Source organism: Streptomyces minutiscleroticus, from assembly GCF_014650875.1.
In the GTDB taxonomy this organism is placed as follows: domain Bacteria; phylum Actinomycetota; class Actinomycetes; order Streptomycetales; family Streptomycetaceae; genus Streptomyces; species Streptomyces minutiscleroticus.
Genome location: NZ_BMVU01000002.1, coordinates 1 through 18,361, shown reverse-complemented (window position 1 = coordinate 18,361; position 18,361 = coordinate 1). Strand labels below are relative to the sequence as shown.

Sequence of the window (18,361 nt, the reverse complement as noted above, 5' to 3'; positions counted from 1 at the left end):
TCCGGCTTCCGGGGTCGTCCTCCGGAATGCCCGTCCGGCTCCCGGGAGCTCTCCCGCCCCGGGAGCCGCCCTTCAGCGGTACCGCCCAGGGAGCCGCCCCTCCGGCGGTACCCGCACGTCACGGCGGTGCGGTCCCGTGCGGGACCGCACCGTCCGCGCGGCCGCGGCCGGCCCGTCCCCGGGCCGTCAATAGGAGCACCGCCGCACCCCCGACCAGAAGGCGTCGACGATGCCCTCCAGGAAGGCGCGGGCCGGGTCCCCGGAGGCCGGGCCGTCGTGCTCCAGGGGCACGGCCGGGTCGAGGCGGCCGGCCGCGGGGGCGCGCGTCGACCGCCTCCGGGACTCCTTGTACTGCCGGTGCAGCCGGCGCAGCACGGCGGTCAGCAGGCCGCGGTCGAGCGGCAGCAGGCGGCCCAGCGGGCGGACGTAGGCGCGGGGGCGGCCGGTGACCGCGTCGCGCAGCAGCTCCGCCAGCATCTCGGTGCGGCCGGTCACCCGGACCAGGTCGGGCAGCGACAGGTCGAGCACCCCGGCCAGGGCGGCGGTCTGCGGCTCGGTGCCACGCCACACGTCCGCCTGCTCCAGGCGCAGGTACTCCAGCGGGTCGACGCCGATGCCGTGGGCGACCTCCTCGGCCGTCAGGCAGCGCGCGCCGCGGTACTCCCGCACGGTGCGCGGCGCGTCGACCAGTTCCCCGGTCGGGCACCACAGCACGCGCGCCAGGGCGGTGAGTTCGTGCAGGCCGGGCGCGGTGATCCCGCGCTCCCAGGCGTCGACCAGACCGGGCGTGACGTGCGGCAGTCCGTAGGCGGAGCGCAGGTCGTACGCCACCTGGTCGAGCGTCAGGCCGAGCGCGTCCCGCAGCCGGCGTGCGACCGGGGCCGCGAAGGGCGGCACAGGCTGATGGGTCGGGGGTCTGAGCACGCGCACACGGTATTGACCGTTCCGTGACGATGACCACGTAGTGTTCGGAAACAGTCACCTAGCGTACGGAAATGGCGGGTTCCGGGAGGGTGTCCGTCGGACGGGGCGGTTGCGGGCGGGACCGGGCCGGCCGCCCGGCGGCTACCCCTTCACCGCCCCTCCCAGCGCGAACCCGCCGCCCAGCCGCCGGGCGATCAGCACGTAGAGCAGGATCACCGGCGTGGAGTACAGCACCGAGAACGCGGCGAGCTGGCCGTAGACCACGCTGCCGCGGTTGCCGAAGAAGTCGTTGATGCTGACCGACGCGGGCATCCGGTCCGGGCTGAGCAGCAGCATGAAGGGCACGAAGAAGTTGCCCCACATCATCACGAACGAGAAGACCGTGACGACGGCGACGCCCGGCCCCATCAGCGGGAGCACGATCCGCAGCAGGGACTGCAGGGACGAGGCGCCGTCGGTCCAGGCGGCCTCCTCCAGCTCCTTGGGCACGCCGTCCATGAAGTTCTTCATCAGCCAGACGGCGAACGGGAGCTGGGAGGCGGCGAAGAAGAAGACCGTGCCGTGCACGGTGTCGATCAGGTCGACCCGCACGAACAGCGCGTACACCGGCACCATGACCGCGGTGATCGGCAGGCAGGTCGCGAAGAGGATCGTCAGCAGGAACGGGCGGTTCAGGCGCGAGCGGTAGCGGGACAGCGGATAGGCGGCGAGGGCCGCGCAGACGACGGTCAGCAGGGTCGCGCCGCCGCACAGCACGAGGCTGTTCAGCAGGGGCGTGAAGGTGATGTCGGGTTCGAGGACGGCGTCGTAGTTGTCCAGGGTGAGGCCGTCGGGCAGCTTCACGCGCAGGTCGGCGCGGGCGTCGAGGGAGGAGAGCGCCACCCAGGCCAGCGGCAGGACGAACGCGGCGGCGACGGCCAGCAGACCGGCGTCCGCCGCCAGCCGGCGGGCCGCGCGCCGGGCGGCGGGCGTCCGGCGGGAGGCGGGGGAGCGGCGGACGGGAGCGGGGGCGCGGCGGACGGCGGGGGAAGGGGCGGCCGGCATGTCAGACCTCCGTCCGCAGCAGGCGCATGTAGACGAGCGAGAACAGCGAGCCGACCACCAGGAGCAGCAGGGCCACGGCCGTGCCGTACCCGATCATGCTCTTCTGGAAGGCCTGCTCGTACATGAACAGCGGCAGTGTCTGGCTGCGGTTGCCCGGGCCGCCGCGGGTCATCACCCAGACCAGGCCGAACACCGACAGCGTCTGCAGGGTGTTGAGCATCAGGTTCGTGCCGATGGAGCGCCGGATCATGGGCAGCGTGATGTGCCACGTCCGCCGCCATCCGCCCGCCCCGTCCACCTCGGCCGCCTCGGTGATCTCCTCGGGGATCTCGTCCAGGGCCGCCGAGTAGACGAGCATCGAGAAGGCCGTGCCCCGCCAGACGTTGGCGAAGGAGACGGCGAGGATCGGCAGGGTGTAGAGCCAGTTCTGGGCCGGCAGGTGCAGGAGGTCCAGGACCGCGTTGAGGGTGCCGTCGCGGCGGAAGAACGCGTACAGCAGGAAGCCGGCGACGACCTCGGGCAGCACCCAGGCGGTGACGACGACGCCGCCGGTCAGCGTGCGCACCGGCTTCGACGCGCGCCGCATCAGGGAGGCGAGCGCGAGACCGAGCGTGTTCTGCCCGATCAGCGAGCTGAGCACGGTGAACACCAGCGTCAGCCACACGGCGTTGAGGAACGCCTCGTCCCGGAACGCCGCCTCGAAGTTGTCGAGGCCGACGAAGGACGCGCTCGCCTGCCCGGTGAGCTGGAGGTCGGTGAAGGCGATCCAGGCGCAGTACGCGATCGGGCCCGCGAGGAAGAGGAGCAGCAGGACCAGGGCGGGGGAGACCGGCAGGGCGCGGACCAGGGCGCGGCGCAGACCGCGCCGGGCGCGGGGCGCGGGCGGCGGCGCGGCCGGTCCGGGGACCTCCCGCACGGCCCCGGAACCGGCCGGGGGCGCGGAGGTCATCGGAAGCCGCCCGCGGCGGGCCGCCGGCGTCCGCCCGCTCCCGGGGGCCGGCGGTCGTCCGCCCCCGGGGCCCGACGTCCGCGCGCTGCGGGGTGCCGGCGCCCGTCGGCCTCCGGAGGCCGGTGTCCGCCCGTCCCCGGGGTCCGGTGTCCGTGTGCTTCGGGGCACGGGGGGCCGACCGTTCCCGGGGGCGGGCGGTCGCCCGTCTCCGGGGCCCGGTCTCCGCGCGCTGCGGGGCGCCTGTGACCGTCCGCCTTCGGGGGCCGGGGGCCGCTCACCGCCGGGTCACCCGGCCGTCCGTGGCGGACCCCAGCTCCTCGTCGTAGCCCTTCGCCGCCTCCTCGACCGACCGGTCGCCCGTCGTGACGCCCTCCATGGCCTCCTGGACGGCGGTGGAGACCTTCGGGTACGCCGGATAGGCGGGCCGGTAGTGGGTGTCGGCCACCAGGTCGGTGAAGAACGCGATCCCGGGCCGGTCCTTCGCGTACGCCGGGTCGGCGGCGACGTCCTCGCGCACGGCGATGCCGGAGTTGGCGATGCACCACTTCAGGGCGTTCGCTTTCGTCTGCATCGTCTTGACGAACTCGAAGGCGAGGTCGGGGTTGCCGGCCTTGGCGGGGATCGCCCAGGTCCAGCCGCCGGACATGCTCACCCGGCCGGGGGCCTGGCCGTGCTGGGTGGGCATGGCGGCGAGCCCCAGCTTCTCGGACCACTCGGGCCACTCGTGCCCGGAGCCCTCCTGCCAGTCCTGCGGCAGCCAGGAGCCGTCCAGGTCGATGGCCAGCTTGCCCTCGGGCAGGAGCTCGCCGCGCACGCGGGTGGCGAAGTTCGGGTCGAGCGCGTCGGAGACGTCGGGCCCGAGCTTCTCCTTGTACACGGTCTCGACGAAGGCCAGCGCGTCCTTGAAGGCCCGGCTGCCCACGACCCACTTCTCGGCGGAGGCGTCGTAGAGCGGGTCCCGGCTGCCGTCGCCCGTGCCGTACAGCAGCATCTGGAAGCCCTGCATGGTGGCGGCCTCGCCCGCGGGCTTGCCCGTGTAGACGTTGAGCGGGACGACGCCGGGGACCTTCTCCTTCACGGTCCGGGCCGCGTCGAGCACGTCGTCCCAGGTCCTGGGCTGCCAGTCGGCGGGGAGCCCGGCCCTGGCGAAGATCCCCCTGTCGAACCACAGCCCCCGGGTGTCCGTGCCGTCCGGCACGCCGTACGTCCTGCCGTCCTCGGCCTTCGCGGCGGCCTTCGCCGTGTCGACGAACCGGTCCCAGTCGTCCCACTCGGCCAGATACGGGTCGAGCGGCTTCAGATAGCCGCTGGTGATGTCGGAGTTGATCAGGAAGGTGTCCTCGTAGACGAGGTCGGGGGCCGTCTTCGGGGAGCGCAGCATCTGCTGGAGCTTGGTGTAGTACTCCGAGTCCGGGGCCTTGATCGGGACGAGCTCGACCTTCTTGCCCGGGTGGGCCTTCTCGAACTGCTCCTTCACGCCGGCCAGGTGGTCGTCCATGACTCTGACCTTGTTGTCGGTCGACTGCTTGAAGGAGACCCGCACGGTGTCCGGGTCGCTGCCCGGCCCGCCGCCGCAGGCGGTGAGCGTACCGGCGGCACCGACGGTGAGCAGGGCGGCGAGGAGAAGGGGAAGGGCGGTGGCAGTGGTGCGGGGGCGGGCGGCGGTGGGGCGCACGGGCACGACCTCCTACTGGCCGACGTCTTTGTGGCCGGGTACTGCTGCCTCGTGAACGTAGGAGCAGTGGTCTAGTCAGGTCAATGACCTTGCAGCGGTCCGCTGCCCGGCCGGGCAGCGGACCGCCCGACGTCCCGGAGGGATCGACGTCCCGGAGGGATTGATGTCCCGCTGAGACAGATGTCCCATTGAGACACGACTGGAGGTATCGTCGACATCATGAAGGCGAAGGAGCCCACCGTCCCGGCCGCGGGAGCCGGGGAGGACCGCAGGCGGCGCAAGGCGCGGCAGACGCGGGACGCGATGGCGTCCGCCGCCCTCGACCTGGTCCTGGAGCACGGCCTCGCCGCCGTGACCGTCGCCGCCGTGGCGGAGCGCGCCGACGTCACCCGCCGCACCTTCAGCCGCCACTTCGCGGGCAAGGAGGACGCGGTCCTTGACTTCGTCCGCGGCGACGGGGCCCGCATCAACGCGGCGCTGCGGGACCGGCCCCGCGACGAGCCCCCGCTGGTCGCGTACCGCAGGGCCGTGGGCCAGTGGCTGGCCGACCCGGAGCACCCCGCCCTGCACCTGCGCCCGCGCATGCGCGAACTGCTGGCCCTGGTCGACAGCGAGCCCGCCCTCTTCGCCGCCTACCAGCGCATAAGGATCGACGCCCAGGAGGAGTCGGTCCGCATCGTCGCCGGCAGGCTCGGCACCGACCCCGTACGGGACGTGCGCCCGGCCGTCGTCGTGGAGACCGCGGCCGGCGTCCTCGTGGCCGCCCAGCGCCTGTGGGCGCGCGGCCTGCGGGACCACGACCCGGCGGACCCGGCCGCCGCGGACCTGCCCGCCCTGGTGGAGCAGGCCTACGACGCCCTGACGGGAGAGGCGGCCGCGGCCGCCCGTACGACCACCGGCGGCGACGCCGCCGGAAGAACCGCATAGAGAGTGAGCACCACCATGAGCACCACCTCCGTTCCCGACTACGCCACGGAGTTCGCCGGGAAGACCGCCCTCGTCACCGGCGGCGCCTCCGGCATCGGCCTGGCCACCGTCCGCCGCCTCGCCGCCGGCGGCGCGAGCGTCGTCGTCGCCGACCACAACGCCGAGGGCGCGGCGAAGGCGGCCGCCGAGCTGACGGCGGAGGGCCACAAGGCGGCCGCCGTCGCCCTGGACGTGACCAGCGCGGAGTCCGTCGAGGCCGCCGTGCGCTTCGCCGTCGACACCTTCGGCGCGCTGCACCTGGCCGTGAACAACGCGGGCATCCGCGGCCCCATCGCCGCCACGGGCGAGTACGACATCGAGGGGTACGAGCGGGTCATCGCCACGAACCTCAACGGCGTCTTCTACTCCATGCGCCACGAGCTGCCCGCCATCGAGGCGGCCGGCGAGGGCGGCGCGATCGTGAACGTCTCCTCCGTCATGGGCACCGTCTCCTCGCGGGGCTCGATCGCCTACGTGGCCGCCAAGCACGGCGTGGTGGGCCTCACCAAGACAGCCGCCGCCGAGTACGCGTCGAAGAACATCCGCGTCAACGCCGTGGGCCCCGGCTTCATCGAGACGCCGCTGCTCGCCGTTGACGCGATGGAGCGGGCCGCGCACGACGCCCTGGTCGCGGCGCACCCGGTCGGCCGCCTCGGCCGCTCCGAGGAGGTCGCCGAGCTGATCGTCTTCCTCCTCACCGAGCGCGCCTCCTTCGTCCACGGCAGCTACCACCTGGTGGACGGCGCGTACACGGCCGTCTGACGGCCGACGGCACGGCACGGGGCGGCACCTCCCCGGACCGGGGGTGCCCTCAGTGCCGTTGCCGCTCCGGCACCCACTGGTACTGGAACTCGGGCCGGCCCACCTGCCCGTACTGCGGGCTGCGGGCCGCCCGGCCCGCCTCGACGAGGTGCTCCAGGTAGCGGCGGGCCGTGATGCGGGAGATGCCGACCGCCTCGCCGACCCCGGCCGCCGTCAGGCCCCCGCCGGCGTTCCGCAGGGTGCGGGTGACCCGCTCCAGGGTCGGGCCGCTCAGCCCCTTCGGCAGGGCGGCCGGCCCCGGCGCGCGCAGGGTCGCCAGCGCCCGGTCCACCTCGTCCTGGCCGCTCGCCTCGCCCGCCGCCGCGTGGTACTCCGCGTACCGCACGAGCCGGTCCCGCAGCGTGGCGAACGTGAACGGCTTCAGCACGTACTGCACGACCCCCAGCGACACGCCCTCCCGCACCACCGCCAGATCCCGCGCCGACGTCACCGCGATCACGTCCGCGTGATGGCCGGCCGCGCGCAGCGAGCGGGCCAGGCGCAGCCCGTGCACGTCCGGCAGGTGCAGATCGAGCAGCAGCAGGTCCACCCGCACCCGGTCCAGGAGCCGCCGGGCCTCCGCGCCCGTGTGCGCCTTGCCGACCGCCGTGAAGCCGGGGACCCGGTCCACGTACAGGACGTGCGCGTCGGCGGCCACGGGGTCGTCCTCGACCACCAGGACCCGGATGTCGGGGGAGGGCGTGCTCATGTCCTGCCTTTCATGCCGGTCCCGCGGCCCGGGCCGGTCTCCCGCCGGCCGCGGCGCCGGCGTCGCCGTCCGTCTGATCCCCGGGGACCTCGTCGTCCCCGCGGCCCGTGTGCTCCCCGTGCTCCCCGAGTCCTTCGGACTCTGCGTACTTCCCGAGCCCTTCGTGCTCTCCGTACTCCCCGAGCCCTTCGTGCTTCCGGCGCGCTTCGGGCTCCTCGTACTCCCCGTACTCCCCGTACTCCATGTGCTCCCCGCGGCCCGTGTGCTCCTCGCGGGCCATGGGGAGCACACGGGCCGCGCGGTCGCCGTACCCGGTGCCGTCCCCGCACCGCAGCGGCAGCCGCACCTCGAACTCCGCCCCGCCGCCCGCGGCCTCCGACACCGTCAGCGTCCCCTCGTGGCGGCGCACCGCCTGCCGGACCAGCGCGAGGCCGATGCCCCGCCCGCCGGGCCCGGCCGGCTTGGTCGTCCAGCCGCGCTCGAAGACCTCCTCAGCGTGGGCCGGGTCCACGCCGTCCCCCGTGTCGGAGACCCGGAACAGCAGCCCGTCGCCGTCCGCCAGCGCCGTGACCGTCACCCGGGCCCGCGCCGAGCCCTGCGCCGCGTCCACCGCGTTGTCGATCAGGTTGCCGAGGACCGTCACCAGGTCCCGCGAGGGCAGTGCCCGCGGCAGCAGCCCGTCGTCGATCCGGCTCTCGGCCGACACGACCAGCTCCACGCCCCGCTCGTTGGCCTGGGCGGTCTTGCCCAGCAACAGCGCGGCCAGCACCGGTTCGCCCACCGCGTCCACCACCTGGTCGGTCAGTGCCTGCGCCAGCTCCAGCTCCGCCGTGGCGAAGCCGACGGCCTCCTCGGCGCGCCCCAGCTCGATCAGCGAGACCACGGTGTGCAGCCGGTTGGCCGCTTCGTGCGCCTGCGAGCGCAGGGCCTGCGTGAAGCCGCGTTCGGAGTCCAGCTCGCCCATCAGGGACTGCAGCTCCGTGTGGTCGCGCAGGGTCACCACCGTGCCCCGGCGCTCGCCGCCCGACACCGGTGAGGTGTTCACCACCAGCACCCGGTCCGCCGTCAGGTGCACCTCGTCCACCCGCGGCCGCCCGGACAGCAGGGCGCCGGTCAGCGGCGCGGGCAGCCCCAGCTCCGCGACCGAGCGGCCCACCACGTCGGCGTCCGCGCCGAGCAGCTCCCGTGCCCCGTCGTTGATCAGCGCCACCCGGTACTGCCCGTCGAGCATCAGCAGGCCCTCGCGCACGGCGTGCAGCGCGGCCTGGTGGTAGTCGTGCATGCGGCTGAGCTCGGCCGCGTTCATGTTGTGCGTGTGGCGGCGCAGCCGGGCGTTCACCACGTACGTGCCGACGCCGCCCAGCGCCAGCGCGCCCGCCGCGACCCCGAGCAGCATCGTGACCTGCTCCTGCACCCGGGCGGTGATCGCCTCCACCTTGATGCCCGCGCTGACCAGGCCGACGATCCGCCCGTCGTCGGTGACCGGCGTGACGGCGCGCACGGACGGGCCGAGCGTGCCGGTGTAGGTCTCGGTGAAGGTCTCGCCCCGCAGCGCCCGGGCGGTGTGGCCGAGGAAGCGCTCCCCTATGCGCTCCTCGTGGGGGTGCGTCCAGCGGATGCCCCGCGGGTCCATGATCGTGACGAAGTCGACCCCGGTGTGCCGCTGGACCTGCAGCGCGTACGGCTGGAGCTCGCGCGTCGGGTCGCCGGTGCGGACCGCCTCCCGCACGGACGGGGCGTCCGCGACCGCGCGGGCGACCGCCGTCGCCTGCCGCCCCGCGTCCGCCACGGCCTGGCTGCGGTCGCTCAGGTACGTGAAGAGGGCGCACCCGGCCACCACGGCGGCGACCAGCACGGCCTGCATCGCGAAGAGCTGACCCGCCAGGCTGCGGGGTCGGGGGAAGCGCATGGGGACAGTCTGCCTGTCCCGTCGGCGTGAACTAAATGAACGGAAGCGTGACCGGTCCCACGGGGCGGGAGATAGTCGCCGAAACCCCGGACGTGAGCCGCACGCCGGTGTCCGACCGACGAAGACGTCAAGGAGGCAGCGTCGTGACGAGCGCGCCCGAGGCGGCCCAGGCCGCCCCCGCCAAGAAGCGGGACCGCACCCACTATCTCTACATCGCGGTGATCGTCGCGGTCGTCCTCGGTATCGCCGTCGGCTTCGCCGTGCCCGACTTCGCCAAGGAACTGAAGCCGATCGGGACCGGCTTCGTGAACCTGATCAAGATGATGATCTCGCCGATCATCTTCTGCACGATCGTCCTCGGCGTCGGCTCGGTGCGCAAGGCGGCCCGCGTCGGCCGCGTCGGCGGTCTCGCCCTCGGCTACTTCATCGCGATGTCGTTCGTCGCGCTCGCCATCGGCCTGGTCGTCGGCAACATCATCCACCCCGGTGACGGCGTCCACCTGACCGAGGCGGTCAAGGGCGTCGGCGCCGAGCAGGCGGAGGCCGGCAGCGAGTCCACCACCGACTTCCTCCTCGGCATCATCCCGACCACCCTGGTCTCGGCCTTCACCGAGGGCCAGGTCCTGCAGACCCTGCTGGTCGCGCTGCTCGTGGGCTTCGCGCTGCAGGCCATGGGACGCTCGGGCGAGCCGGTCCTGCGCGGCATCGAGCACATCCAGAAGCTGGTCTTCCGCGTCCTCGCCATGATCATGTGGGCGGCCCCGATCGGCGCCTTCGGCGCCATGGCCGCCGTCATCGGCGAGACCGGCGTCGACGCGCTCAAGGCGCTCGCCACGATCATGCTGGGCTTCTACGTGACCTGCCTGCTGTTCGTCGTCGTCGTGCTCGGCACGATGGTGCGCCTGGTCACCGGGGTGAACCTCTTCCACCTGCTGAAGTACCTCGGCCGCGAGTTCCTGCTGATCCTGTCGACCTCGTCGTCGGAGTCCGCGCTGCCGCGGCTCATCGCGAAGATGGAGCACCTGGGCGTCAGCCGCCCCGTCGTCGGCATCACCGTCCCGACCGGCTACTCCTTCAACCTCGACGGCACGATGATCTACCTGACCATGTCGTCGCTGTTCATCGCCGAGGCCATGGGCGAGCCGCTGAGCATCGGCCAGCAGATCACCCTGCTGCTGTTCATGATGATCGCCTCCAAGGGCGCCGCCGGCGTCACCGGCGCGGGCATCGCCACGCTCGCCGGTGCCCTGCAGTCCCACAAGCCCGCCCTGGTGGACGGCGTCGGCCTGATCGTCGGCATCGACCGATTCATGAGCGAGGCGCGCGCCCTGACCAACTTCGCGGGCAACGCCGTGGCCACGCTGCTGATCGGCACCTGGACCGGCGAGGTCGACAAGGAGCGCGTGACCAGGGTCCTGGCGGGCGAGCTGCCCTTCGACGAGCGCACGCTCCTCGACAACGACCACGACGCTCCGGCCGCCCCCGAGGGCGACGAGGCCCCGGCGGCCGCGGCGGACAAGAAGCTGGCCAAGGCCTGACAGGAGCCGGGGCCCCGCGCCCCGGCCGCCGTCCGAGAGCCCCGGACGGCCGGGCGCATCCCCCGTCGCCCGGCCGTCCGGCCCAGGCCACCGGCTTCCCCATCGCACTCCCGGTGGCCCGGAGGGCCCGCCCTTCCCCCGGGGCGGCCCTCCTCGCGAACGGCCCCGGCGTCCCGACGGACGCCGGGGCCGTTCGCCGTACCCGCCGTCCGTACCCGCCGTCCCTGCCCCGCCGCCCGCGCCGACCGCCCCCGTACCGGCCGGCCGCCCCTTGCCCTGACGCCGACGTCAAGGCATACGGTCGCGCCATGCGCATCGGCGAGCTGGCGGCGCGGGCCGGGACGACCACCCGGACCCTGCGCTACTACGAGGCGCGGGGGCTGCTGCCCGCGCGGCGTGACGACAACGGTCACCGGGCTTACGACGAGGACGACTTGCGGCTGCTGCGGCAGATCAGGACGCTGCAGGACTTCGGGTTCGGCCTGGAGGAGACGCGGCCCTTCGTGGAGTGCCTGCGGGCCGGCCATCCGGAGGGCGACTCCTGCCCGGCCTCGCTCGCGGTGTACCGGCGCAAGCTCGCGGAGATCGACGCGCTGATGGAGGAGCTGCGGTCGGTGCGCGCCCGGGTGGGCGCGCAGCTGGCCCGTGCCGAGCGGGCGCGCGACGCGCTGGCGGCCGAGGCGGAGGCTCCGGGGGGTCCGGAGCCCGTGTGCGGACTGGGAGGGGAGACGCGGTGATCAAGGCGGAGGGCCTGACCGAGGTGACGGACGCGGACTTCGCGGCGGAGGTGCTGGAATCCGGACTTCCGGTGCTGGTGGAGTTCACGGCCGACTGGTGTCCGCCGTGCCGGCAGATCGCGCCGGTACTCAGCGCGGTCGCCGCGGAGACGGCGGGCCGGTTGAAAATGGTCCAGCTGGACGTGGACACGAATCCGGCGACGACGAACGCGTACGGCGTGCTGTCCATGCCGACGCTCCTGGTGTTCCGGGACGGCGAGCCGGTGCGGTCGATGGTGGGCGCCCGTTCCGCCAGGAAGCTGAACGAGGAGCTGGCCGACCTGCTGTGACCTGCGGGTTCAACGGTTCGGCAGGTCCTGGGTGGCGCCCGGTCCGTGCTCGCGCCACGGGTGCGGGCACGGACCGGAAAGCGAAATGCCCCGGACGCAATTGCGTCCGGGGCATTTCGCCGCGTATATTCAATGGTTCGCGACTTTCGTGATCCGATGTCGCGGAGAAGTCCACTGAAGACAGTATATGCGGGCGGGAGCCGAATTGTCAAACGCGAACTCGAACGCGGAATTCCACGACAAGGAATTGTCGCGTGAGCAGGAATTCATCGACGGGCTGTACGCGCGCGTCGACGAGCTGCGCGGGGGCACCGAGACCGCCGTGGCGGACGCGCTCGCCCAGGGCAGCACGCCGATGCAGGCCAGGCTGGAGCGGGACGTCCTGGTCGCCGAGCGTTCGGGCCTGCTCGCCGCGCTGAACGCGGTGGACGGCTCGCTGTGCTTCGGCCGCCTCGACCTCTCCTCCGGCACCACCCACCACATCGGGCGCATCGGCATCCGCGCGGACGACGCCGAGCGCACCCCCGTGCTGATCGACTGGCGGGCACCGGTCGCCCGCCCCTTCTACCTCGCCACCGGCCACACCCCGATGGGGCTGCGCCGCCGCCGGCACATCACCACCGAGGGCCGCACGGTCACGGCGCTGCACGACGAGATCCTCGACCTCGGCGACCAGGAGCGCACCGGCCACGAGGACCCCACCGGGGACGCCGTGCTGCTGGCCGCGCTCGACGCCGCCCGCACCGGCCGGATGCACGACATCGTGCAGACCATCCAGGCCGAGCAGGACCGCGTCATCCGCGCCCCGCACCGTGGCGTGATGGTGGTCGAGGGCGGTCCCGGCACCGGCAAGACCGCCGTCGCGCTGCACCGCGCGGCCTACCTCCTCTACGAGCACCGCGAGCTGCTGGCCCGGCGCGCCGTCCTGATCGTCGGCCCCAACCCGGCCTTCCTCGGCTACATCGGCGAGGTCCTGCCCTCCCTCGGCGAGACGGGCGTCCTGCTCGCGACCGTGGGCGAGCTGTACCCGGGCGTGCGGGCCACCGCGGCGGACACCCCCGAGGCCGCGGAGGTGAAGGGCCGCATCGCCATGGCGGACGTGCTGGCCGAGGTCGTCCGCGACCGGCAGGCGCTGCCCGACCCGGTCGTCGCGATCGAGCACGACCGGGACGTCCTGATGCTCGACGCCGACCTGGTGCGGGTGGCCCGGGACCGCACGCGGGAGGCGGGGCTGCCGCACAACGTGGCCCGCGAGCACTTCGAGGGGTACGTCCTCAACATCCTCACCGACATGGTCGCCGAGCGCATCGGCACCGACCCCTACGACGGCTCGAACCTGCTCGACCCCAGCGACATCACGCAGATCCGCGACGAACTGGCCGAGAACCCCGAGGTCTGGGACGCCATCGACCAGCTGTGGCCGCGGCTGACCCCGCAGCGCCTGGTCGCGGACTTCCTCGCCGGACCCGACGGGTACCTGTCCGCCGAGGACGCGGACGCCGTCCGGCGCCCGGTGACGCGCGCCTGGACCACGGCCGACGTGCCGCTGCTCGACGAGGCCGCCGAACTCCTCGGCCAGGACGACCGCGTGGCCCGCGCCCGCGCCGAGCGCGAGCGCGCCGAGCAGGTCGCCTACGCGCAAGGGGTCCTGGAGGTCTCGTACGCCTCGCGCACCTACGAGTTCGAGGACAAGGAGGAGAACGACCCCGACGGCTCCGAGGTGCTGTCCGCGCACGACGTCATCGACGCCGAGCGGTTCGCCGAGCGGCACGAGGAGGAGGACCGGCGCAGCGCCGCCGAGCGCGCGGCGGCCGACCGCACCTGGGCCTTCGGGCACATCATCGTGGACGAGGCGCAGGAGCTGTCCGCGATGGCGTGGCGGATGCTGATGCGCCGCAGCCCGACCCGCTCCATGACGCTGGTCGGCGACCCCGCGCAGACCGGCGAGGCGGGCGGCGTCGGCTCCTGGGCGGAGATCCTCCAGCCGTACGTGGAGGACCGCTGGGAGCACACCCGGCTCGCGGTCAACTACCGCACGCCCGCCGAGATCATGGACCTCGCGGTGGCCGTGCTGCGCGCCGAGCACCCGGACTTCGAGCCGCCCGGCTCGGTGCGGTCCACGGGCGTGCGCCCCTGGGTGCGGGCCGCCGACGACCTGCCGGCGGCCGTCGCGGAGGCCGTGGCCGAACTGGCGCCCGCCGAGGGCCGGCTCGCCGTGATCGCACCGCGCGACCTGCACGGGGCGCTGGCCGCGCGCCTCGACGGCGTGACGGCGGGCGCGGAGCCGGACCTGACCCGGCCGGTGGTGCTCCTCGACGCCCGGCAGTCCAAGGGCCTGGAGTTCGACGCGGTCCTGGTGGTGGAGCCCGCCCGGTACGGCACGAGCGACCTCTACGTGGCCCTGACCCGGGCCACGCAGCGGCTGGGCGTGCTGCACACCGGCGAACTCCCGGCGGGACTGGCGCAGGCCGCGGCCGGAGCCGTCTGACGACGCCGGGTCCGCCTCACGCCGACGGGTCCGGCGTACGACGGCGAGCCGCGGCCGGATCCGGGACCGCGGCCGGGACCGTCCGGCGGCGGACCCGACCGGTCGCGGCGGGCCGGGGCGTCAGCCGGTCCGCCGCCCGCGACCGGAGCCGCCGCCGTCACCCGGTCGCGGCCCGCGGCCGGAACCGCGGCCGCCGGTGCGTCACGCCGGCCGCAGCCACACCGTCGCCAGCGGCGGCAGCGTCAGCCGGATGCTCGCCGGGCGCCCGTGCGCGCCCCGCGGCTCCGGCTTGACCGGGTCCGGGTTGCCCACGTCGCTGCCCCCGTAGCACAGGCCGTCGGTGTTCAGCACCTCGTGCCAGGCGGGCACCTCCTCGGGCACGCCGATCCGGTACTCGTGCCGCACCACCGGCGAGAAGTGGGACACGGCGAGCAGCGGCCGGCCCTCCCTGTCGTAGCGCAGGAACGCGAACACGTTGTCCTCCGCCGCGTCCCCGGCGATCCACGAGAACCCGGCCGGGTCGGTGTCCAGCTCCCACAGCGCGGGCGTGGCCCGGTAGACGCCGTTGAGGTCGCGGACCAGGTCGCGCACGCCCCGGTGGTCCGGCTCGGCCCCGTAGGCGGGATCGAGCAGCCACCAGTCCGGGCCGTGGGCCTCCGACCACTCGGCGCCCTGGGCGAACTCCTGGCCCATGAACAGCAGCTGCTTGCCCGGGTGGGCCCACATGAAGCCGAGGTAGGCCCGGTGGTTGGCGCGCTTCTGCCACCAGTCGCCGGGCATCTTCGACACCAGCGAGCCCTTGCCGTGCACGACCTCGTCGTGGGAGATCGGCAGCACGTAGTTCTCGCTGTAGGCGTACACCATCGAGAACGTCATCTCGTGGTGGTGGTACTTGCGGTGCACCGGCTCGTGGCTGACGTAGCCGAGCGAGTCGTGCATCCAGCCCATGTTCCACTTCAGGCCGAAGCCCAGACCGCCGAAGCCGCCCGGGCCGGTGTGGTGGGTGGCGCGCGTGACGCCGTCCCAGGCCGTGGACTCCTCGGCGATGGTCACCACGCCCGGCTCGCGCCGGTACACCGTGGCGTTCATCTCCTGCAGGAAGGCGACCGCGTCCAGGTTCTCCCGGCCGCCGTGCGCGTTGGGCGTCCACTGGCCGGGCTCGCGCGAGTAGTCGAGGTAGAGCATGGAGGCGACGGCGTCCACGCGCAGGCCGTCGACGTGGAACTCCTCGCACCAGTACACGGCGTTGGCGACCAGGAAGTTGCGCACCTCGCGACGGCCGTAGTCGAACTCCAGCGTCCCCCAGTCCGGGTGCGCGGCCCGCTGCGGGTCCTCGTGCTCGTACAGCGGGCGGCCGTCGAACTCGGCGAGCGCCCACTCGTCGCGCGGGAAGTGCGCCGGCACCCAGTCCATGATCACGCCGATCCCGGCCCGGTGCAGCGCGTCGACCAGGTACTTGAAGTCGTCGGGCGTGCCCAGCCGGGCCGTGGGGGCGTAGAAGCCGGTGACCTGGTAGCCCCAGGAGCCGCCGAAGGGGTGCTCGGCCACCGGCAGCAGCTCCACGTGCGTGAAGCCCAGGTCCGCCACGTAGGCCGGCAGCTGCTCGGCGAGCTGGCGGTAGGTGAGGCCCGGCCGCCAGGACGGCAGGTGCACCTCGTAGACGGAGAACGGCGCCTCGTGCGCGGGCCGCGCGGCGCGCCGCTCCATCCACTCCGCGTCGTGCCACGTGTGGTGCGAGGCGTGCACGACCGACGAGGTCGCGGGCGGCACCTCGGTCCGGCGGGCCATCGGGTCCGCCCGATGCGTCGTGCTCCCGTCGGGCCGGGTGATCTCGAACTTGTACAGCTCGCCCTCGCCGACCGCCGGGACGAACAGCTCCCACACGCCCGTCGAGCCCAGCGAGCGCATCGGGTACGCGGTGCCGTCCCAGAAGTTGAAGCTCCCCACCACGCGCACGCCGCGGGCGTTGGGCGCCCACACCGTGAAGCGGGTGCCCGTCACCCCCTGGTGCACCATCGGCTCCGCGCCGAGGGCCTTCCACAGCTGCTCGTGCCGGCCCTCGGCGATCAGGTGCAGGTCGAAGTCGCCGAGCGTCGGCAGGAAGCGGTAGGCGTCCTCGGTGTCGTGCACCGAGCCCTCGTACGCCACCAGCAGCCGGTACGCCGGGACCTCGCGCAGCGGCAGCGCCCCCGAGAAGAAGCCGTCCCCGTCGTCGTGCAGCTCGGCGCGCAGGCCGCCGTCGGTGACGACGGTGACCGACAGCGCGTACGGCCGGAGCGCTCTGAAGGCGACCCCGCCGGGCACCGGATGGGCCCCGAGCACCCCGTGCGGGTCGTGGTGGGTGCCCGAGAGCAGCCGCTCGCGGTCCGCCGGGTCGAGCGCCGGGACGGCCGGGGGCTCCCCGGCCGGGGCGGGCACGGACGCCCGCTCGCCGCCGGGCGCCGGGGCCTCCCCGGCCGGGGCCTTCGGGGGCGCCGCCTCCTCGGGCCGGTCCTCCCCGGGCTCCGGCCCGCGCGCCGCGGGCTCCGGGACGTTCTGCGAGGCCCTGGACTTCGCGCTCTTGGGGTGATGGGCGGGCGGGGTCACGAGGGGTGGCCTCCTCGACGGGACGAAGGGTGGAGTGGCGGGTCAGGGTGAGGCGGGGTGGGCCAGGCGGCGGACGGCGGCCATCGGCACGGGCAGCCAGTCGGGGCGGTGCCGGGCCTCGTACACGACCTCGTACACCGCCTTGTCGGTCTCGTACGCCCGCAGCAGCACCGGGTCGGTGCGCGGGTCGCGCCCGGAGACCTCGGCGTACCCCGTGCAGTAGGCGGCGCGGCAGGCGTCGGCCCAGCCGTCCGGCGCCGCGGGCTGCGCGTGCGCCGCGTAGTCGAAGGAGCGGAGCATCCCCGCGACGTCCCGCGCCGTAGGCTGCGGCAGCCGGCGCTCGGCCAGCGGCTTGGCCGGCTCGCCCTCGAAGTCGATCAGCGACCAGGCGCCGGAGGGCGCGCGCAGGCACTGCCCGAGGTGCAGGTCGCCGTGGATCCGCTGGGCGGTCCAGGTCTGGCCCTCGGCGGCCAGGTCGGCGAGCGCCTCGAACGCGGTGTGCAGCCCGGGGGCGTACGGCCGCAGCGCCGGCACCGCCCGCGCGGCCTCGTCCAGCCGCTGGGTCATGCCGTCGACCAGCGACTGCAGCGGCCCGCGGCCCAGCGTCACCGTGGGCAGCGCCCGGGCCAGCGCGGTGTGCACCTCGGCCGTGGCGCGCCCGAGCTCCCGGGCCGCGCCGCGGAAGTCCTCGCCCTTGGCCAGGCCGCGCAGGGCCAGCTCCCAGCCGTCCGCCGCGCCCTTGACGAAGGGCTGGAGCACGCCGAGGACGTGGGTGTCGTCGGCCAGGTCGGCGAGCATCCACGCCGTCGGCGCGGGCACCCGCGGGCAGCCCTCGCGGGCCAGTGCCAGCGGCAGCTCCAGGTCGGGGTTGATCCCGGGGACGACCCGCCGCAGCAGCTTGAGGATGAACGTATCTCCGTAGACGATCGACGAATTCGACTGCTCGGCGGTGACCAGCCGCGGTACGAGGTCGCCGCGGATGTCCTGGCGCATGTCGCGCTCGAAGCGCAGCTCGCCGACGCGGGCCCGCGAGCGCAGCGCCTCCAGGAGCAGCCCGGCGGGCCGCGGGTCCTGCAGTGCCTCGTACACGGTGCGCCCGGCGAGCGGGCCGGACCGGGGGCGGCCGATGAGGGCGGGCGCGAGCCGGGGCGGCAGGGTGGCGCGTACGCCGATCAGCAGCTGGTAGCAGTCGCCGGGCTGCGCGGTGTCCTGGGCCAGAGCGTGCGGCTGACGGGCGCGCACGAGCAGGTGGATCAGCCCCAGCTGTGCCGTCGAGGGCAGCAGTTCCGTCGCGGCCACCAGCGAGAACCCCGTGATGGGGCGGCCCTTGCCGGCGAACCAGCGCTGCCGCGGCAACCACTCGCGCAACAGGGGGTCCAGCGACGCGAGGAGGTCGGTGCTGGTCGGGGCGGAATGGGTGACGGCTTCCGACATGGCGTCGCGTCCTTTCCCAGGACGGGTCGGGGTGTTACTGATGCGTACTCGGAGCGGGACGGCGGAGACCGCCCCGCTTCCGGGTCCGGATGCCCCGCCATCCGGTCTTCATGCACTCGTCATGAGGCAATTCGAGGACGCGGTGACGGGGCCCGAGGTGCCTAGAGGGCGTCCTTGCGGAGGCGGAACCAGTAGAAGCCGTGGCCGGCGAGGGTGAGCAGGTAGGGGAGTTCGCCGATGGCGGGGAAGCGGACGCCGCCGATGAGTTCGAC

General features: G+C 73.9%; 15 protein-coding genes. 6 read left to right on the top strand and 9 right to left on the bottom strand.

The features are described 5' to 3' along the window. Positions 1 to 186 precede the first annotated feature (186 nt). The 4 genes from IE271_RS03185 to IE271_RS03170 all read right to left on the bottom strand — a co-directional run bounded on the left by IE271_RS03185 (position 187) and on the right by IE271_RS03170 (position 4,598). Positions 187 to 924, bottom strand: coding sequence for a helix-turn-helix domain-containing protein (locus tag IE271_RS03185; RefSeq protein ID WP_229919103.1), 738 nt, complete (start codon positions 922 to 924; stop codon positions 187 to 189). Between the two features lie 141 nt (positions 925 to 1,065). Continuing rightward, the gene (locus IE271_RS03180; protein ID WP_190188591.1) at positions 1,066 to 1,968 is read right to left on the bottom strand and encodes a carbohydrate ABC transporter permease; all 903 of its coding nucleotides are present in this window, start codon (positions 1,966 to 1,968) and stop codon (positions 1,066 to 1,068) included. A gap of 1 nt (position 1,969) precedes the next feature. Continuing rightward, a complete protein-coding gene (locus IE271_RS03175; RefSeq protein WP_190188590.1) occupies positions 1,970 to 2,917 on the bottom strand; it encodes a carbohydrate ABC transporter permease in 948 nt (315 codons plus the stop codon). A gap of 274 nt (positions 2,918 to 3,191) precedes the next feature. Beyond that, a complete protein-coding gene (locus IE271_RS03170) occupies positions 3,192 to 4,598 on the bottom strand; it encodes an ABC transporter substrate-binding protein (protein WP_190188589.1) in 1,407 nt (468 codons plus the stop codon). A gap of 213 nt (positions 4,599 to 4,811) precedes the next feature. On the opposite strand from IE271_RS03170, the gene IE271_RS03165 reads away from it, so the two are divergent. After that, a complete protein-coding gene (locus tag IE271_RS03165; protein WP_190188588.1) occupies positions 4,812 to 5,519 on the top strand; it encodes a TetR/AcrR family transcriptional regulator in 708 nt (235 codons plus the stop codon). A 15-nt stretch (positions 5,520 to 5,534) separates the two neighbouring features. Further along, positions 5,535 to 6,320 (top strand): SDR family NAD(P)-dependent oxidoreductase, encoded by a 786-nt coding sequence (locus IE271_RS03160; RefSeq protein WP_190188587.1) that lies wholly within the window; start codon positions 5,535 to 5,537, stop codon positions 6,318 to 6,320. Positions 6,321 to 6,369: 49 nt separating this feature from the next. Here IE271_RS03160 and IE271_RS03155 read toward each other — a convergent pair whose 3' ends face one another. Beyond that, on the bottom strand, positions 6,370 to 7,068 hold the full coding sequence (locus IE271_RS03155; protein ID WP_190188586.1) for a response regulator: 699 nt from the start codon (positions 7,066 to 7,068) through the stop codon (positions 6,370 to 6,372). A 10-nt stretch (positions 7,069 to 7,078) separates the two neighbouring features. Further along, the gene (locus IE271_RS03150) at positions 7,079 to 8,977 is read right to left on the bottom strand and encodes a sensor histidine kinase (protein WP_229919102.1); all 1,899 of its coding nucleotides are present in this window, start codon (positions 8,975 to 8,977) and stop codon (positions 7,079 to 7,081) included. A gap of 143 nt (positions 8,978 to 9,120) precedes the next feature. Here IE271_RS03150 and IE271_RS03145 point away from each other — a divergent pair, with 143 nt between their 5' ends. From IE271_RS03145 to IE271_RS03130, 4 genes are all read left to right on the top strand, one after another. Beyond that, complete coding sequence (locus IE271_RS03145; protein ID WP_229919101.1) at positions 9,121 to 10,515, top strand: cation:dicarboxylate symporter family transporter; 1,395 nt, start codon at positions 9,121 to 9,123, stop codon at positions 10,513 to 10,515. Positions 10,516 to 10,823: 308 nt separating this feature from the next. Next, positions 10,824 to 11,252: a MerR family transcriptional regulator gene (locus IE271_RS03140; protein ID WP_190188584.1), complete on the top strand. Its 429-nt coding sequence runs from the start codon at positions 10,824 to 10,826 to the stop codon at positions 11,250 to 11,252. After that, positions 11,249 to 11,581: a thioredoxin family protein gene (locus IE271_RS03135; RefSeq protein WP_308435152.1), complete on the top strand. Its 333-nt coding sequence runs from the start codon at positions 11,249 to 11,251 to the stop codon at positions 11,579 to 11,581. Before IE271_RS03140 ends, IE271_RS03135 begins: the two co-directional genes overlap by 4 nt. Before the next feature lie 187 nt (positions 11,582 to 11,768). Next, entirely contained in the window at positions 11,769 to 14,069 is a 2,301-nt protein-coding gene (locus tag IE271_RS03130; protein WP_190188583.1) for a HelD family protein, read from the top strand. A gap of 201 nt (positions 14,070 to 14,270) precedes the next feature. Here IE271_RS03130 and glgB read toward each other — a convergent pair whose 3' ends face one another. From glgB to IE271_RS03115, 3 genes are all read right to left on the bottom strand, one after another. Further along, positions 14,271 to 16,487: a 1,4-alpha-glucan branching enzyme gene (gene glgB, locus IE271_RS03125; protein ID WP_190188964.1), complete on the bottom strand. Its 2,217-nt coding sequence runs from the start codon at positions 16,485 to 16,487 to the stop codon at positions 14,271 to 14,273. Positions 16,488 to 16,697: 210 nt separating this feature from the next. Further along, complete coding sequence (locus tag IE271_RS03120; protein ID WP_190188582.1) at positions 16,698 to 18,089, bottom strand: maltokinase N-terminal cap-like domain-containing protein; 1,392 nt, start codon at positions 18,087 to 18,089, stop codon at positions 16,698 to 16,700. Between the two features lie 161 nt (positions 18,090 to 18,250). After that, on the bottom strand, positions 18,251 to 18,361 hold a 111-nt coding region (locus tag IE271_RS03115), incomplete at its 5' end, for an alpha-glucosidase C-terminal domain-containing protein (RefSeq protein WP_190188581.1).

What these genes read in the sequence shown, in the direction of transcription:
- IE271_RS03130 (WP_190188583.1), top strand. Translation starts at nt 11,769, where the DNA reads ATGCGGGCGGGAGCCGAATTGTCAAACGCGAACTCGAACGCGGAATTC.
- IE271_RS03165 (WP_190188588.1), top strand. Translation starts at nt 4,812, where the DNA reads ATGAAGGCGAAGGAGCCCACCGTCCCGGCCGCGGGAGCCGGGGAGGAC.
- IE271_RS03180 (WP_190188591.1), bottom strand. Translation starts at nt 1,968, where the DNA reads ATGCCGGCCGCCCCTTCCCCCGCCGTCCGCCGCGCCCCCGCTCCCGTC.
- IE271_RS03160 (WP_190188587.1), top strand. Translation starts at nt 5,535, where the DNA reads ATGAGCACCACCTCCGTTCCCGACTACGCCACGGAGTTCGCCGGGAAG.
- IE271_RS03120 (WP_190188582.1), bottom strand. Translation starts at nt 18,089, where the DNA reads ATGTCGGAAGCCGTCACCCATTCCGCCCCGACCAGCACCGACCTCCTC.
- IE271_RS03140 (WP_190188584.1), top strand. Translation starts at nt 10,824, where the DNA reads ATGCGCATCGGCGAGCTGGCGGCGCGGGCCGGGACGACCACCCGGACC.
- IE271_RS03155 (WP_190188586.1), bottom strand. Translation starts at nt 7,068, where the DNA reads ATGAGCACGCCCTCCCCCGACATCCGGGTCCTGGTGGTCGAGGACGAC.
- IE271_RS03150 (WP_229919102.1), bottom strand. Translation starts at nt 8,977, where the DNA reads ATGCGCTTCCCCCGACCCCGCAGCCTGGCGGGTCAGCTCTTCGCGATG.
- IE271_RS03175 (WP_190188590.1), bottom strand. Translation starts at nt 2,917, where the DNA reads ATGACCTCCGCGCCCCCGGCCGGTTCCGGGGCCGTGCGGGAGGTCCCC.